The 16120-nt window shown below is 42.0% G+C and carries 17 protein-coding genes; 4 read left to right on the forward strand and 13 right to left on the reverse strand.

Annotated features, from left to right (window positions below; translation table 11 throughout):
• The first annotated feature begins 283 nt into the window (after positions 1–283).
• Complete coding sequence (locus tag LYNGBM3L_RS31640) at positions 284–538, forward strand: hypothetical protein (RefSeq protein WP_008191033.1); 255 nt, start codon at positions 284–286, stop codon at positions 536–538.
• A gap of 48 nt (positions 539–586) precedes the next feature.
• On the opposite strand, the gene LYNGBM3L_RS46795 is transcribed toward LYNGBM3L_RS31640, so the two are convergent.
• Positions 587–1795, reverse strand: coding sequence for a transposase (locus LYNGBM3L_RS46795; protein ID WP_008181689.1), 1209 nt, complete (start codon positions 1793–1795; stop codon positions 587–589).
• A 428-nt stretch (positions 1796–2223) separates the two neighbouring features.
• Between LYNGBM3L_RS46795 and LYNGBM3L_RS49215 the strand changes: the two genes are divergently transcribed.
• Positions 2224–2346, forward strand: coding sequence for a hypothetical protein (locus LYNGBM3L_RS49215; RefSeq protein WP_267872129.1), 123 nt, complete (start codon positions 2224–2226; stop codon positions 2344–2346).
• Positions 2347–3023: 677 nt separating this feature from the next.
• Here the strand turns inward: LYNGBM3L_RS49215 and LYNGBM3L_RS31650 are convergent.
• From LYNGBM3L_RS31650 to LYNGBM3L_RS31670, 5 genes are all read right to left on the reverse strand, one after another.
• Positions 3024–3251 (reverse strand): hypothetical protein, encoded by a 228-nt coding sequence (locus LYNGBM3L_RS31650; RefSeq protein WP_008191035.1) that lies wholly within the window; start codon positions 3249–3251, stop codon positions 3024–3026.
• Between the two features lie 279 nt (positions 3252–3530).
• On the reverse strand, positions 3531–5405 hold the full coding sequence (locus LYNGBM3L_RS31655) for a glycosyltransferase family 39 protein (protein WP_008191038.1): 1875 nt from the start codon (positions 5403–5405) through the stop codon (positions 3531–3533).
• A 239-nt stretch (positions 5406–5644) separates the two neighbouring features.
• Positions 5645–6714, reverse strand: a protein-coding gene (locus LYNGBM3L_RS31660) for an ISKra4-like element ISMpr1 family transposase (RefSeq protein ID WP_131826925.1) whose coding sequence is annotated in 2 segments (ribosomal slippage) — positions 5645–6540 and positions 6540–6714 — 1071 coding nt in all. Because the reading frame shifts where the segments join, the coding sequence is not laid out codon by codon here.
• A 160-nt stretch (positions 6715–6874) separates the two neighbouring features.
• Positions 6875–7045, reverse strand: a complete 171-nt coding sequence (locus LYNGBM3L_RS44750) for a hypothetical protein (protein WP_154659985.1) — start codon at positions 7043–7045, stop codon at positions 6875–6877.
• Complete coding sequence (locus tag LYNGBM3L_RS31670) at positions 7015–8388, reverse strand: hypothetical protein (protein ID WP_008191043.1); 1374 nt, start codon at positions 8386–8388, stop codon at positions 7015–7017. Before LYNGBM3L_RS31670 ends, LYNGBM3L_RS44750 begins: the two co-directional genes overlap by 31 nt.
• Positions 8389–8652: 264 nt before the next feature.
• Between LYNGBM3L_RS31670 and LYNGBM3L_RS31675 the strand changes: the two genes are divergently transcribed.
• The gene (locus LYNGBM3L_RS31675; RefSeq protein ID WP_008191045.1) at positions 8653–9654 is read left to right on the forward strand and encodes a permease; all 1002 of its coding nucleotides are present in this window, start codon (positions 8653–8655) and stop codon (positions 9652–9654) included.
• Between the two features lie 55 nt (positions 9655–9709).
• Positions 9710–10519, forward strand: a complete 810-nt coding sequence (locus LYNGBM3L_RS31680; protein ID WP_044495687.1) for a TIGR03943 family putative permease subunit — start codon at positions 9710–9712, stop codon at positions 10517–10519.
• Here LYNGBM3L_RS31680 and LYNGBM3L_RS46270 read toward each other — a convergent pair.
• From LYNGBM3L_RS46270 to LYNGBM3L_RS46275, 7 genes are all read right to left on the reverse strand, one after another.
• Entirely contained in the window at positions 10479–10616 is a 138-nt protein-coding gene (locus tag LYNGBM3L_RS46270) for a hypothetical protein (protein WP_165691825.1), read from the reverse strand. The two genes, LYNGBM3L_RS31680 and LYNGBM3L_RS46270, sit on opposite strands and share 41 nt — an antisense overlap.
• 154 nt (positions 10617–10770) lie before the next feature.
• Positions 10771–11415, reverse strand: a complete 645-nt coding sequence (locus LYNGBM3L_RS31685; protein ID WP_131826926.1) for a hypothetical protein — start codon at positions 11413–11415, stop codon at positions 10771–10773.
• Positions 11375–12304 carry a filamentous hemagglutinin N-terminal domain-containing protein gene (locus tag LYNGBM3L_RS34445; protein WP_131826927.1) on the reverse strand — a complete coding sequence of 310 codons (930 nt, stop codon included), beginning with the start codon at positions 12302–12304 and terminating at the stop codon, positions 11375–11377. The genes LYNGBM3L_RS31685 and LYNGBM3L_RS34445 overlap by 41 nt, the downstream gene beginning before the upstream one ends.
• Positions 12305–12468: 164 nt before the next feature.
• Positions 12469–13311 (reverse strand): ATP-grasp domain-containing protein, encoded by an 843-nt coding sequence (locus LYNGBM3L_RS31695; RefSeq protein ID WP_229414772.1) that lies wholly within the window; start codon positions 13309–13311, stop codon positions 12469–12471.
• Positions 13312–13730: 419 nt separating this feature from the next.
• Positions 13731–13964, reverse strand: a complete 234-nt coding sequence (locus LYNGBM3L_RS31700) for a cyclic di-GMP-binding domain-containing protein, MshE-related (RefSeq protein WP_008191055.1) — start codon at positions 13962–13964, stop codon at positions 13731–13733.
• A 385-nt stretch (positions 13965–14349) separates the two neighbouring features.
• Complete coding sequence (locus LYNGBM3L_RS31705) at positions 14350–14664, reverse strand: tetratricopeptide repeat protein (protein WP_008191057.1); 315 nt, start codon at positions 14662–14664, stop codon at positions 14350–14352.
• A gap of 640 nt (positions 14665–15304) precedes the next feature.
• Positions 15305–15649: an immunoglobulin domain-containing protein gene (locus LYNGBM3L_RS46275; protein WP_131826928.1), complete on the reverse strand. Its 345-nt coding sequence runs from the start codon at positions 15647–15649 to the stop codon at positions 15305–15307.
• Positions 15650–16120 lie beyond the last annotated feature (471 nt).

The following is a 16120-nucleotide window of genomic DNA, read 5'->3' on the forward strand; positions in this document are numbered from 1 at the left end:
ACGCTAACATTTTTTTTGTGAATTTTACTTTGGCTGTTTGACCTGGTGGTGCGTTACGGAGCGGACTATACCAAGGCTGGCTAAGAAGCAAACAATTAGGGCAAGTCCACCCCTAACGCACCCTACGCAACTATTACCTTTTACCTTAAAAAAAATAATATTCCATTTCCTTTCCGTACAATTTCTTCCAATACTCCCTCAGAAAATAAATTCTACAAACCCTTGACAAAGTAATTTATAATCATTATGATTATGATATAAACTTCAAATAAAGGTTTTAACGATGACTGAAGAGTTTATCCCAAACGAAAACAACAATCCTGAAGAGATTACTCCCGCTAATACTCCTCAGGAACCTTCTCCAAAAAAATACCCAGTTAAGCACATTTTGAAAGGGTCACGTAAGGCCATAATCAAGACCATGCATACCCTATATGCACTGCGTTACGCGGAAATCTCGGAGTGGAGCCCCCTTCAGCCGACGGGCATCCCAGGGGAATTCATCACGATTATGACCAAGTACCTCATTATCGATTAAACTAGTTTAGGGGGGGTAACCCCCCTTTCAAGGGTATGTTTTTAAGATTCATCCAGGGGCAGGAGAAAAATCGGGAATAAATCTACCTGTAGGTAAAGGCATGCCCTTAATCGCAGATGCCAAAATTATTAAAAATCCTCGTCTGAAACAACTTAAACATCGAGTAGGATTAGTTTTTAGCAATAAAATTGGCTTTTCTGGCATGCTCGGATTTTCCTTTGTCTGAGCAGAGGAGCTCATTTCATCCAAAGGAGGTAAGCTACTTGCTGGCAAATTCGCCTCGGCCTCTCCACCAATACTGACTAAAAATAAAGTAGCAACAGCAATGGCTAACCAGAGACGTTCTGCTCGTCGAGGGTCATTCATTTTAGTGTGATGCCAACCAAAACCACCTCGTTTGATGTCCTTGAAAAGACATTCAATCCAACCGCGCATACCATACCAACAAATCTGTGCTTGTTGAGGACTCAAATCTGTTACGATTAGCCAAGGATCGGCATAGCCAGAATCCCATTGAGCTAAAAGAGTGCAAGACAGACTGTTGGTTTTAAAACAAGTTACCTTTCCACTCCAAGATTGCCCCACTTGAGTAATTAATTCTGAAAGAGGAACAAATTGTTGCTCTGGTGAGGATTGATAATATCCCTGATGGTTAATACGCATAAATGGATGCCAACCCAATTGTTCAATCGCTTCGTAGAACCAATCAGCGTATAAACCTCTGTCTGTAGTGACAATCACCAACCAGTCGGAAGGAACACCCTCTTGAAGAGAATCTAAGAGTTTGAGCCAGTAGGGTTTCCAACTGCCTTTTTCGTTTGCTCTCACTATTTTCCAAGCTACAGGAATTCCACAACCTCGATAAACCACACTAATAACTAATAAAGTAAAACGCTGACCTAATGTGGAAGCATCCGCAGCTAATACTAAACTTTTTTCCTCTGATGACCACCAACTTAATATCCAGCGTAACAACGGGACAAAGCTCTGTTCGACCTGGATTTCTCTACGCTTTCTTCCGTTTTTATCGACTTTACTATTATACCACTGCCTTAATCTTTCTCGAATTGTGTTCTCTGGTTGCTCTAGAATTTCCCCCAAAAACACAACTGCAGTAGATAAACCACAATGATGAGTCATCGCAATAGCAAAGCTCCACATTCCTAATACTACTGCTTGTGGTTTGCTTAAATGAGGCATTTTTTTGATGACCACCCGTAACCATTGTTGATAAGTAATTGGACGATTTTTGTTCACTGTGATTGATGTCACGCGGGTTTAATGTACAATAGTTATTGTACTATGGAACACATTTGATAAATTCCCTGTTTCTGACTACTATTTAATGTAATTTGCTCCGCGCCGGGCGCGGGTACGTCATGGTGGAACCAGTACAAAACAACGCGGGTAACGAACGTGATTGAAAATAAATTTCAGTACTCCAACAGTCGCTCTGTGTGACCGCTACCCGAAGTTCTTTTGTCAATAGTTACCTACCAAAATCAATAACTTTTCAAGTTGGTGCAAGTGTCTCAGCCATCGCCCCGTCAGGGGATAGCCATCAAGCAGAATTCGTCACTTAATGATTTTTATTGAATTCTCAAATCCTTCCTGGGGTTTGGGTTTCAAAATGTATTTCTGTTGAGTAATACCTAGGCGAATGCCCAAATCTAAAAAACATACCCTTGAAAGGGGTAACCCCCCTGGCCAAGACATCAGGTGTGATGTCAGCCGTCAGCCGTCAGCCGTCAGCCGTCAGCCGTCAGCCGTCAGCCGTCAGCCGTTGGCCACGCTACGCGAATGGCTAATAGCTAATAGCTGATAACTAATAGCTGAATGCTAATAGCTGAATGCTGATAGCTTACGGTCTCATCACATGGGATTGTGTTTAGGTTTGGTTAAAAAATTGTAGTCATCATCAAAACCTATAGCCGTGGAAAGTATTTCTGCGGCTATTTTTTTGTGGAGTTGAAGGTTAGGATGTTTAATGAAGGTTAGGATGTTTAATGAAGGTTAGGATGTTTAAGGTTGAAGGTTAGGATGTTTAAGGTTGAAGGTTAGGATGTTTAAGGTTTAAGGTTAGGATGTTGAAGGTTTAAGGTTAGGATGTTGAAGGTTGAAGGTTAGGATGTTGAAGATTAGGATGTTGAAGGTTTAAGGTTAGGATGTTGAAGGTTTAAAGTTAGGATGTTGAAGGTTTAAAGTTAGGATGTTGAAGGTTTAAGGTTAGAATGTTGAAGGTTGAAGGTTAGGATGTTTAAGGTTTAAGGTTAGGATGTTTAAGGTTTAAAGTTAGGATGTTGAAGGTTGAAGGTTAGGATGTTTAAGGTTTAAGGTTAGGATGTTGTTCGCGTAGCGTGGCCTATTGGCCAAGGTTATTAAGGTTGAATTTTGTTCGCCCTTGGTCTTTCAGTAGGGTATAGTAATCAGTTTAGGAATTGTGAGAATTGTTGATGCCATTTCCCTACTCCCTACTCCCTACTCCCTATTCCCTACTCCCTGTTCCATTTTCTTGATAAGCTTTAGCGGAAGCTCTCAACCAAATGAATGCTCCGGTAGCGAATGGAATTAGTAAAAAGAGAGTACCAAATGTCAAGGGATGTTCTCTGACATATTCGCTGTAAACCATCACTGCTATTGCTGAGCCACAATAAATTAACCCACAGAGGGGAATAGCAATTACGAGTAAAGCAAATTTAGTGTCTTTATCCATGGTATTTTCACTAGGTTTTATCTTGTTATTTAAGCAATAAGCAGTCAGCGGTCAGCAGTCAGCTATCAGCTATCAGTTATCAGCTATCAGCGTGTCGCGTATCAGCGTGTCGCGTATCAGCGTGTCGCGTATCAGCTATCAGCATATGCTTACGTCAATTTTCTTAATCTCGAACTATTAAATTCTACTGAAACAGGTTTATGTTAAGCTGACGGCTGACGGCTGACGGCTGACGGCTGACCGCTGACCGCTGACCGCTGACCGCTGACCGCTGACTGCTTAATTATTAACACATCGATAAAGCTTATAACTATATTGACCAGCCCACTTTCCAGACGTCTTTTCTCGAAAACATTGCTGAGAGTCTAGGTCAACTTTGGTACGGAAATTGACTAACCATAGGTCTAATGGTCGTGGCAATTCCTTTAATTGTTGTTGTAACTGTTGGACAGCATCCTCATAACTGGAACTATTCCGGTCACGAGCTACTAAGAAAAATTGGGGAAAATCCCTGGAATTACCATTAGAACCATTAGCAACAGTCATACCTTTCAATCCCCAAGCTAATCCCATCATGCGCCCGGTCTGTCCATGGTGTTTGTAGGTCGTTGCGATCGCAACTGGCGCTTCACTTGCTTCCTTAACAATAGACACTAATAGATCTGGACGTTCGTTTTGGAGATAACCAAGATTCGAGACTGTCACTAATCCACCCAACAGCCCAATCAACCAGACCGCTACAACTATCCTTTTGCCAAAGTTAGACTTATAGCTGTTTTCATCCCGATCAGGTACATCGAATTTTGTTCCATTTCCCTGCTCCGAAGTCCCTGCTCCGAAGTCCCTGTTCCCTATTCCCTGCTCCGAAGTCCCTGTTCCCTGTTCCCTGTTCCCTGTTCCCTGTTCCCTATTCCCCACTTCTGCAACAAGTCTAGTCTGATTCCAACAACCACCTAAGCTCACTGCCACCAACAGGATCACTGCTGGAAAGTAGACGAAGTGAAAACGAGGGGCTGTGCTTAAATCTATACCGAAACCCCAAGTCAAGACTAAACATAACCCAATTGCTGCCAAGACATAGTCCCTTAGGATGGTGATAGCGAAACGGTTATGGTGATCGAGTTGCTGCAATTTCAGTCCATAGCGGAGATGGGATACTATCCAAACCACTAGGATTAAGGTAACTATACCGGAAACAATCACAATTCCTAGGGATAGGTCATAGAAAGAGGAAGGTAGCAGTAAAACCATACTGAACAGCCATAGTAGGAATCGTCCTATGGGTTCAATCCATCGTGCGATCGCATTTTGGCTATAAATCCATTGGGTAGGGGGACTATCATGAATAGCTTGTAAGGCCGGTATCCACACTAAACATCCCGCTAAGGAACCCATAGCTACTCCATAAATCCGCCACCAGTAAGGTTTGAGCAAAGCTAGTCGGTCTTGCTGAGTTTGTCGCCAAGCTTGTCTCAATAATGCGATCGCTTCCGCACCTAAAGTCAAGATAAAGAAATAATGGGTAGCAATCCCCAGACTATTCACTCCCACCCACGCTAACCCTAGCCAACTGGGCAACCCTTCACCACGGTGGATTAACTCTACCGCTTTCACCAAGCAACCGAGAGATGCTATCACCAGCAAAATAGCCAGAGTATAATGACGAGCCTGTTGAGCTAGGAAAATCCCGAAAGGAGAGACAGCCATCATTGCTGCTGCTATGTGACCTACCAATAGTGAGCGAAAGGCCAGCCGACCTAGGCAAAAGATAGCAGGAATCGAGATTACTCCCAATAAAGCAGAAAGCGATCGCACTGCCCAAATCGAAACCATACCATCCTCTAATCGGAATAGTTTCAGCCACAGATGGGTTAGAGCAAAATAAACTGGGGGATGGGTACTTTCCGTTAATAAATAATGAATAACATCACTAATGCCAGCTTCAGGAGACGGTTGTAGTGGGCTTAATAGGGTTTCTACTCCCATAAACTGATTCAGAGGTAACGAGTAAAAACTGTTACCCAAGCTAAATACTGTTGTGGCACATTCATCAGTCCAAGGAGGTAAAACCCCTAGACTAGCAAAGCGGAGCAAGGTCCCAATCGTAATCCACAGCAGCAGTAATAAAGGGGTTTGGGATTTTTTTAAGTACATAATCGGTTTTGAGGGAGTAGGGAGCAGGGAACAGCGGATCTGGGAATCGGGAATCGGGAATCGGGAATCGGGAATTAAGAATTTAGAATTGGTAATTAAGAATTAAGAATTAAGAATTGGGAATCAGGAATCGGAAAAAAATATAATATCTTAAATTAAATTTCGATTGTTTTTAAGAGTAATTTTATTGAGATATACGGAAAAAGTAAAGGGTGCATCTCATCTTTGTAAAAACATCATTAATAAAGCATCCCATTTAGGTAAGCACAGCGTAAAGAAAGAATCTTAGGAACATTTTCAATATTCCATTGTGATCCTGATAGTTTAACTCGCATTCCTATTTGCTTAATTCCCGATTCAATTGCTCCTGAACCTAGGGAACTTATTCTTTCTTTTTGATAGTAGTCATAGTTGATTATTCGCTTATTATGAGTTTCTATATAGTTACAAAAATTTTGTGCTACTTTCTTTTTTAATCCCCTAAATAAATCTAAAGTCTCTGCTACTTTTCCTGACCAGAGAAGCTTTTCTCCCTTCTCTAAACGTTTCAAGGAACCTCCCACTTTATAAAGATTTTCCTTTAGATGATACCAATCCAATATTTCTCTTCTTTGAGCCGGTTCTCCCAGTTCTTCAAATATATTCCAAATTCCTTGATGACCATCACCTGTACAAAAGAACGGGTTGAGAAGTTTTTGACTATTTATCCAATCTATTAAAACTTGATTTTCTTGAAAAAAAGCTCCTATATATGTTCCATTCAAACACACAGCTTTATAATCTTTCCATTCACAAGCTTTACCCTTTTCCTCTGTACGTAACCGGATTTTTCCTGCATCTAAGCTTACTTCTTGTATTCCTAATCTAGATTCTGGCAAGTCTAGATCTTGCTTTTTCACTAATCTATGTAATGTACTATGTGAAATTTTGATTCCCGTCATTGCCCATAAATCTTCCTCTGCTTTCTTATAAGATTCATTGGCACAAATAAGCAGAGCATTTTTTTCCAGTTTTGGACTTAATTGACTATGAGGTTTTAGCTCAAAATAATCCGCCTGTTTATCAGTGATTTCTACTTCTCCTACTATGGTTTTTATTCGGCGAGGTCTGCCAATTTTTACTTGACTGACTTCTGAAAAAAAAATTTTGCTATTTCTGGAGAAACTTCTTCCTGAATATAGTCTCTTAAAGTAGTTTCTATATCCTCAAATCTTTGCTTATTTCCTGGGGGGGTGTGACGATATAAAAGTTGAGCGACAGCTTTTAAATGTTCTTTTAGCTCTTGCTTTTCTTCCGGACTCAAGTTCATGAATTTTAGTCATTATTAGAAATTGTTCATCATTAATTATATCATGATTTTGGTATTTTTGCAAAACTGAGATGCACCCAAAGTAAATCGCGTTAAATCGTATAAACTTGGAAAGATATGCGAAAAAAATTATACTATCGTCAATAAATTGTGATAATTTTTATTCCCGACTCCCTCGGTGCGCTTTCCGTAGGCGAATTAAATTCGCCACGGGTCGCACCGCTCCCGACTCCCTCGGTGCGCTTTCCGTAGGCGAATTAAATTCGCCACGGGTCGCACCGCTCCCGACTCCCGACTCCCTTAACGACCAAATAACCTTAAAATTATCCACATTAGCAAAGTAGCGATCGCACCAGTGAGAAGACTCCAGGCAAAAGCTGGTGTCAAGATAAAGATAGTATTGTTATCAGGGGGTTGTTGTTTAACTAGGACAGTAGCGGTAATGCTACTGGTTGCTACTCCCACACCAGCCAGAGCAATGCTTTGGTGTAAGCTACGATTACTCTGGGTTTGGTAAGTTTGGGTCATGCCATCTACTGTCCGAATTAGATTTTCTAGTAAGGTTAAACCAGACTTTAATCTCCCATGATCCATCTCCACTTGTTGCAGATATTGGCTAGCTGCTAAATCCCTAAACTCTCTCAGAATGTGCCAATCACTCCGTTGATAAACCTGTTTTAATTTAGTCAATCGTTGTTGGTAATCTTCGATATTGGTTTTAATGGTTTGGGTTTGGGAATCCAGCATCCCTAAATTAGTAGCATAACGAGACAATAGGTTGAGATTATTGCTTAGTATTTCCCTTAATTTTAATGTATTTTGGGGTAACATGCTGATCTGAGCAATACTAGTTTTAACTGAGACTAGATCAGCTTTAAGTTCTGCTAGTGGTCGGTTAATTTCACCATAAGCCCAAAGAATTTTGTTACGATAATACAATAAGTAAATTAAGTCTATATAAATACCAGTAATGCTATCGATGATAGAATCAATAGAACGCTTTTTGGGAAACAACCAAATTAAAAGATGATGGTTGTTTTTGATCGCTTCTGGCTCTGACCAATCAGCGGGAGGACGCCAAAATTCAAATAAAGTACCCCCTAGCACTTTGCCTTGGGCTTGAAAGTCTCTTGACCAGTCGGGTTTAGACACCAGTTGCTTGTAGCATTCTAGGGCAATTTGTGTAGGGTCTTGATCACGGTCACACAGTTGACCCCACATGATCCAAGTTTGACCAATTGCTCCAGGTTGATGATTGATGTGGGCAAGAATTTCCCCTTGGATTTTCTTAATATTTGTAATGGGTTGGGGTGAATGGTTTGATTGTCTGATCCCATCAGCATAGACTCCGGAACAGTTTACCTGAAGGGCGTAAGTGTTACCAATTTGGATAGGGTAGTAGTAGCCTTCCAAAGGACGCTCGAAATGCTTGACCACATCAGCACCCAATAGTTCCACCAACCTAGATTCTGAGCGTTCTGCCTGTTTGAGCTTAGCCAGTAACGTCGGCTCTAGGATCAGGTCTGATTCATCACCCTCGGGATGACCATAGATTCTTTGCCAGAATCGTTCACGGTTATAATCAATAATTTCCGGGTCTTGCCCTAGACCTTCCCGTAGATCGTAGAGGAATAGGTCAAGATTAGGGTATACTATTTTATTTAGGTCAGACATTGGCTTAACCTTCCAACGGATAGTAACAAGGATAGTAAACTCTCAACTATTCCAAACGCTCTCACGAAGTGTAGCTAAGCGCCACCCTACGGGGAAAGATCTGGCCTCTATGTCACAAAACAATCGTCTGATATCAGGTAAGGTTTTCCCGATTAAATTTCCCTATCGGTGGTATCCAAAAGCCTTACCACAGACTAGTGTTTGACTTTTGACCTTTGATTTTTGTCTTGCTTATAACGTTGCTCAAGCATAAATAGGAAATGCATGAATCAGCTCAACAACGCCTTCACCCTATTCTTGAGTTTGTTGGTTGAAGCAACACCTTTTTTGCTACTGGGGGTGATTCTCTCCAGCTTACTGCTGTTTTTTGTGGATGAGCGCAAGCTGATTGCTAGTATGCCTCGCCACCCCTTTCTAGGAGCAGTTTTTGGTAGTTGTGTCGGCTTTTTGTTCCCAGTGTGTGAGTGTGGTAATGTGCCAGTGGCTAGGCGGCTGCTGAGCCAGGGAGCACCAGCACCAGTTGCAATTGGGTTTTTGCTCGCAGCCCCAACCATCAATCCTGTAGTAATTTGGTCAACCTGGGTAGCCTTTCGAGACCAGCCGGAAATCTGGGTATTGCGAATTTTATTTTCCTTAAGTATTTCCATTTTTATCGGCTGTGTCTTCAGTACTCAGAAAGACTTAGGCCCCCTACTGCAACGAGCAGTGTTTCGCTCTAGACCAAGGAAATTTGCTGAGGATAAGCCAGCATTACTACAATCAGGCTCATATTTACTCGGTCAATCTGGTACACCCTTGGCCTTAGACGCTAATGTCTTAAACACACCCCCTAGCCAGGACATACAAAGCAAACCCTTGCCTGACCGACTACAGCTATTTATCGAAAATGCTATACAAGAGTTTCGGGAGCTAGGCTCAATCCTAGTTTTAGGTAGTGCGATCGCAGCCATAATTCAAGTCGTTATCCCCCGTGATATTATCATCAGCCTCGGTCAAGGACCAGTGATGTCTATTTTGGCCATGATGCTATTGGCCGCTGTAGTATCCATCTGTTCCACCGTCGATGCATTTTTTGCCCTCGCCTTTGCCTCAACCTTTACTAGTGGCTCGTTGTTAGCATTTCTAGTCTTCGGACCAATGATTGACATCAAAGCCATCGGCTTACTGTTATCGGTATTTAAAACCAAGTCAATCATTTACCTATTTCTCATAGCAGGGCAGTTAACATTTTTATTGACTTTGTTTATTAATTTGTATGTTAGTTAGGGAGTAGGGAGTTATAAAATTTTAAATCCTCCTAAAATCCATTGGCTTGTTAATCATGAATCCATCTAAGCATTCAGGACGTTTGTCCAGAAAAAGTTCCTACAGGAGAAACTGGTCAATTCCTCTTTTAGAAGTAATTTCTTTAGCGTTATGGGGAGTTTTATTGTTGAAATACTGGCTAAGTGGTCAGTTAAGCTTATTAATTCATCCCAATTACTTTAGCTTGGTAATTATCACTGGTGTAATTTTATTGTTAATATCAGGCTTGAGGTTATCCCAACTGCTGAAGTTAGAGCGTCAACACCGGTTAGGTAAGGGAGTAACTAGGCCAGCTGCTCAACATACAACCTTATTTCCCCCTAGTTGGAGTAGTGGCTTCCTGATCGCTACGGCAATGGTTGGTTTAATCGTGACACCCAAAGCATTTACTAGCCAAACCGCCCTACACCGGGGTATTGCCGACTCCGCCACCATAACGCGATCGCAACCGCAATCCTTCCGCAGTGCTAGCAATCCTGAAAAGCGCAGCCTAATTGAATGGATCAAGCTTTTGAATGTTTATCCTGAACCAGATGCCTATACCGGTCAAAAGGTAAAAGTAGATGGTTTTGTAGTGATTCATCCTAATCTCCCTCTAGACCATATCTTAATTTCCCGGTTTGTGATTACTTGTTGTGCTGCTGACGCTTATCCTTTAGGTTTGCCAGTTAAAATTACTGAAAACCGTAATGATTATCCGTCCGATACCTGGATCGAAGTTGAAGGTAACATGATTACAGAAACCCTCGATGATAAACGCCAGCTGGTGATTGAAGCCAGTGGGATTAAGAAAATTCCTGAACCGGAAAATCCTTATTATTACTAAAATCTAGGGAGTAGGGAGTAGGGAGTAGGGAGTAGGGAATCGGGAGTAGGGAATCGGGAGTAGGGAATCGGGAGTCGGAAGTCAGAGTTGCGAACATTGAATTTATAATTTACCTCAATTCTCCCCCACTCCCCACACTCCCCACACTCCCCACACTAGACCTCTTGCAAAAATAAATATGAAATCAAAATCTAGCCCTTTTGCCTTTTGCCTTTTGCCTTTTGCCTTGTGTTGACCAAGGTTTATGAGACTTATGCAAGAGGTCTAATAAAGACCGAGCCACCATTCCCTGAAAACCTCTGCTTACTACTATCTATCTCAAACTTCGTAAACTTATCATTGACTAGGTTAGCTACGGTACCGTCACCAGTCAGAATTGAACTAATTTTCAGGGTTTCACTAACTAACGATGGGTTAGCTTGATACTGATTGGTTAACAATACCAGTCCATTCGGTGCTTTAATCTCAATGTTGCCAATTTCGATATTTGCACTAGTAGCAGCAGTCCCAAAATTAGGAGCAAGGTTACCACTATCGGTATTTCCTGGAAAACCTCCCAGTAATGTCCAATCTATACCAGCACGAATATCGAGGGTAGGTCGCTTACTGCCATCAATCACTACAGAAGTTCTCGCTTCATCGGACAAGGTCACATTAGCCAGACTAGCCAAGAACGGATTGGAATTATTAGGACTAATGGCATTATCTCCGGTATCGGTAGAGTTAATTTCGATGTCCCCAACCGTAACACTCCCTCCTGCCAAAATATGCAGTGATGCTCCGGTATAGTTTCCTAAACTGACATCTCCATTGGCCAGAATAATGGGATCATTGGGACTGATGAAATTCCCTGGGTTACCATCCAACTGCCTGCTCGATGCTGATATTTCCGCCAACGGTATAGTTAGTATCTCCTGTGATCGGACCCGGCGATCGCAACCGTAAATCGGAACCAACAAATAAACCGCTATCGGAATGGTTCTTTGCTGCAATAGTAATCGACTGATTACCCTGAATTACGAACAAACCACCTGCATTGGCGATAAACGGTTGCGCTACACTATCGCTAATGTTGACTGTATCTTCTGCCAACAGAGTCAAATTCCGACCAGCTTTTAGTTGACCCTGTAAATCCAGATGGCCTGCGGCTAGGGTCAAGTCTTTTCCAGCAGCTAAATTGCCAGCATTTGTAATTGTTGTCCTGGGGTCATATTTGCCATACTGCAATCCTGGGGTAATATTAATCGTTAAGAGTGGTGGGGCTTGTGGGGATGTGGCACTAAACTCCAGCCCATCACCAAATACCAAGCTATTAGCAGTAGACGCAAAAAAGGAACCAGCGACATCTAATTTTGCCTGGGATCCAAACACAATACCATTGGGATTGAGCAAAAACAGATTTGCTGCACCATCTACTCCCAAAGTGCCTAGAATATTGGATAGATTCCCCCCGGTTACCCGGGTTAGAATATTCTCGATCCCAGAGGGATTAGCAAAATAAACCCGTTGCAGTTCTCCGACATTAAATTCCTGGAAACTGTGAAATAAGTTAGCACCTCGTGTTGCGCCACCTTCGATCACATCCCCGATTTCTCCTCGGACAGTGGTATTAGGTATCACCACTGACGATTCATTACCCAATGTCCCATCCGGAACCATGTCGGCCAAGGCATAGTCGGCCAAAATACAGTTTCCCGACATGGCTAGGGTTACCCCACCTAGGGCGAAAGACATTGCTGTCGCCCAGCCTCCGGTAAGGGTGAGCACCGGCTTTGCTGCTGCCATATTCAGCTTCAAGTTATTGATTGAGATAGCGTTAGGGGAATTTATCAGTAAATGCCTTCGCGTAATTGTAAGCATTCGGCTATCAGCCATTCCCGTAGCGTGGCCAACGGCCAAGGCCAAAGACTGACTGCTGACTGCTGACTGCTGACTGCTGACTGCTTACATTAAACATGCTGCCCTATATTTTTGTTTAATTCCATATAAAATTCCCCTTTGTTTCCATTATCCGGGAGCCCAGCTGTTTGCCCATCACCAAGCTCTATAATCATCCAATCATCATTAGTCTTCTTAGCAATATCCATCGTGAAAAAATTACTATCTATTTTTTGGGCAACATCAAGAAAAGGCGTGAGGTCTAGTATTGTATCACCATAGTCACCTTCATCCCAATAATTAAACAGTTTTACCAATTTACCAAAAACGAATAATAGTCTGTACTCTTTTGTCAATGGCATACCACTTTTAGAATGTTCCGTTAAAAATTCCAGCTCTTCAAATTTTCGGAACACCAGCCCTTCATTCAAGGCCGAACCTCGCAGCTCTATAAACCTTTCTACTATCTTCTTCACGTTGTCTTTATTGGATGCATCTGGAATAAAGCAAGCTTCCTGCCAGTTATGTTTTTCTGATTTTACATAATCCTTGACAATAATAGGATAATTTCCAAACTCATCGGTCAGGGAATTAATCACTTCCCAATTATTCATTTCCTGACCCACTGTCCAATTCGATTTTGGAGTTAAAGCATTGATTTTTGGATAATACTCAGGTAAATAGTGACAATATTTAAATTCTGCTGGAGTATTAATCAGTTTGATCTTCTTGTTTAAAAGTCCATGATAAAGTAACCCATAGGATAAAGGAGTTAACATCCATCCACGATAAATAGCCAATTCCTCCACTTCCGCATTTTCCACATACCTTAATGAACGAGCTACCTTGCCATCAGTCAAGTCTTCAAAGCTGAATAGGGAAGTTATGAAGCCAGCTAATTGGGCAGCTTTCATCTCTTCTTTGTAATCAGGTTCTATCAGTTTATGGTCAAAGACGCTATCGCAAAATATTACTCTCATTTCCAGTTTTATCTTATGAATGATGAGGATTTAAATAATTACAGCGGTTTTCAATTCGGTCAGCTATAAATCTCTGGATTTTAGGGACTTTGGAGCAGTGAATTCAGCAATTGCTATAGTAAAGGATGTAGTAAAGGATGTAGTAAAGGATGTAGTAACGGATGCCGTAATCGATGTAACAAATGGGGTGTGATGGGTGATTAAACGGAGGCGATCAATTGCTCCTATTGTTTCTAATATCTAATCCCTAAAGCTAATCATAAGAGCCCATTAATGCTATCAAAACCTTTAGATGATAACGACGGAATACGTTTGAATTTTGGCGTTTGAATTTTGAATTATATCCAGTGGGACTAGTCAATCACCCAAAACCCATTTATTCGCCAATATTGTTCCAAAAGTGCTTGCTCCAAATCCTGAGATTCAATCAATCCTTTAGTTACCAAAATTTCTCCCAATTTGATTCCTGTTAAAGACTGGATTTCCAGGGCTTTATTGAGTTGATTTGTAGAAATAATTCGTTTACGAATCAGAATTTTACCAAGTTGCATGACTGGGTGCTTTTGTTTCAAGTAATAATCGAACATTGGTCATTAGTCAATTTCCAATTTCCAAAGTTAATTGGAAATTGACTAATGACATTTGACAAATGATTGTTAAATGAGTTAATCAATAGATGCCGTTGGCGAGCCTCACCAATAGTGCATAGTCTTTGAACAACCCACTAGTTAATCACGCGCTTTGTGAAAATTTATGAAAAAGGCGAGAGTAAGAATTCAGGACTTCCGTAGTAACACTATCTGTATGGTGCGTTATTAACGTAACCTACTACTTGTAGCGTTTAGTGCCCAGTTTTGTGTCAGTCCTGAAGCGGAAAGCGCACCTGTAGTTAACTTTTGCCTCTTGTCTCTTGCCTATTGCCAATGCCATTGCCCCTAGCCCTATACCATTCACTACACAGGCTTAAGCGAATCACCGTGAGTAAAGGTGGTGAATTTTGGCTATTATCTTTTGATAATCATCCGTTTTACCCTTTTTTTGGTAAATTGCAGCTGATTTTTGAAAATTTGCTAGGGCTTCTTGATGCTTACCTAATTCTCGAAGGCATATGCCACGGTTGTCATAGGCAGCAGCATGGTTGGGGTCAATCTCAATGGCTTCATTCAATTCCAGAATGGCTGCTTGAAATTTGCCCACCACTAGATGGCTAATTCCTCTAAAGTAGTAAAAATTAGCACTTTGAGAATTAGTTTCTTTTGGCTGCTGACGTTGCTTAAAAATTTCCATTGGCTTACCTATTGCTACTTCAATTAGTAGGTAGCTACAAACTACTCAGGAGCTACCGATTTAGATGTTATTGACCAATCCCTAAAATCCCGGTTTTTGGGAATATAAAGATTAGGTTTCAGTCTTGCCTAGTCTGTCTTTGAATACTGGTTTACTCAACAATGTTGGGCTTTGCCATCAAACCTGCCATGGATTTAAGTCCACAGCTCATAGCTAAGGTCGGTTTCAACCGACTACAACCCTTTATCTCTAGTCCGTTTTAACAGACTTGAGTTATTAGGTAGTTATTAATCCTAGGGTGGGCAGTGCCTACCAACGCCCTTTGCAAGCTTGATTATCTGTCTGGTGCACTGCCCACCCTACATGAACTAGCTAGTCATTAATCCTAGGGTGGGCAGTGCCTACCAACGCCCTTTGCAAGCTTGATTATCTGTCTGGTGCACTGCCCACCCTACATGAACTAGGGGTTTTACCCCCTAGCGGGATAGCAGCGACACCATAGTTTGTAGGAGCTTTGTCAGTCAATCAGCCCTGAATAACACGTGAATCACAATAGAGGTAATAACCTCTATTACAATTACTACCAGTACGCTATCCTATCAGGGTAGAGTGAAAAATTTGTGAACAGAGAAAAAGGCAATTAGGTAGGGTTTCCGCATCTAATTATTAAATTCGCCACGGGTCGCACCTGAAGACTAACAGACAAAAGAAAACGACCGCACAATCCAAGGGAGTTATAAGCTAGGCAGATAGCGAGTTCAATGGTGTAGGCACCCATGCCACCCAATATAGCAGTTCTCAATTGGGTTCGGGAATCGGGAATCGGGAATCGGAACCCACCCCTAACCCCTCCCAGGAGGGGAACGGGAATCGGGAATCGGGAATCGGGAATTGGGAATCGGGAATCGGAACCCACCCCTAACCCCTCCCAGGAGGGGAACGGGAATCGGGAATCGGGAATCGGGAATCGGGAATCGGAACCCACCCCTAACCCCTCCCAGGAGGGGAACGGGAATCGGGAATCGGGAATCGGGAATCGGGAATCGGGAATCGGGAATCGGGAATCGGGAAAAACTCCTGTATAGCTAGCTTTGGGTAGAAATTGTAATTTTAAGTAATGACAGTCCTAAAGCTTACAGTTCCAGGATTAAGAGTACCCACAAGGGTACTGTTAAAACCTGAAAAAGCAACGAAACTAGAGGAAGTTGAAGAGTTCTAAACTACAGCAATTTCAGGATTCAGTCTAGGTCTAACGGGCTAGTTGAAAAGCTACCCTTGCCAGCTATCAGCTATCAGCTGTCAGCTATCAGCTATCAGCTAATGCGCTATAGGCATAAGCTGACGGCACCTCAAGTAGCGTAGCCTACGGCCAAAGGCTGACAGCTGACAGCTGAATGCTTACAGTCAATCACTAAGTCAATCACTAACTAATCTGAGGAAATTAGAAATGAAAGAG

Origin of the sequence: Moorena producens 3L, assembly GCF_000211815.1 — a bacterium.
GTDB classification, from domain to species: Bacteria; Cyanobacteriota; Cyanobacteriia; order Cyanobacteriales; family Coleofasciculaceae; genus Moorena; species Moorena producens.

Coding starts and splice junctions, on each gene's coding strand:
- LYNGBM3L_RS34445 (WP_131826927.1), bottom strand. CDS start 12,304: ATGGCAGCAGCAAAGCCGGTGCTCACCCTTACCGGAGGCTGGGCGACA.
- LYNGBM3L_RS31700 (WP_008191055.1), bottom strand. CDS start 13,964: ATGTTCGATTATTACTTGAAACAAAAGCACCCAGTCATGCAACTTGGT.
- LYNGBM3L_RS46270 (WP_165691825.1), bottom strand. CDS start 10,616: ATGTTCGCAACTCTGACTTCCGACTCCCGATTCCCTACTCCCGATTCC.
- LYNGBM3L_RS31695 (WP_229414772.1), bottom strand. CDS start 13,311: ATGAAAGCTGCCCAATTAGCTGGCTTCATAACTTCCCTATTCAGCTTT.
- LYNGBM3L_RS31670 (WP_008191043.1), bottom strand. CDS start 8,388: ATGTCTGACCTAAATAAAATAGTATACCCTAATCTTGACCTATTCCTC.
- LYNGBM3L_RS31705 (WP_008191057.1), bottom strand. CDS start 14,664: ATGGAAATTTTTAAGCAACGTCAGCAGCCAAAAGAAACTAATTCTCAA.
- LYNGBM3L_RS31640 (WP_008191033.1), top strand. CDS start 284: ATGACTGAAGAGTTTATCCCAAACGAAAACAACAATCCTGAAGAGATT.
- LYNGBM3L_RS31680 (WP_044495687.1), top strand. CDS start 9,710: ATGAATCCATCTAAGCATTCAGGACGTTTGTCCAGAAAAAGTTCCTAC.
- LYNGBM3L_RS31655 (WP_008191038.1), bottom strand. CDS start 5,405: ATGTACTTAAAAAAATCCCAAACCCCTTTATTACTGCTGCTGTGGATT.
- LYNGBM3L_RS31675 (WP_008191045.1), top strand. CDS start 8,653: ATGAATCAGCTCAACAACGCCTTCACCCTATTCTTGAGTTTGTTGGTT.
- LYNGBM3L_RS31650 (WP_008191035.1), bottom strand. CDS start 3,251: ATGGATAAAGACACTAAATTTGCTTTACTCGTAATTGCTATTCCCCTC.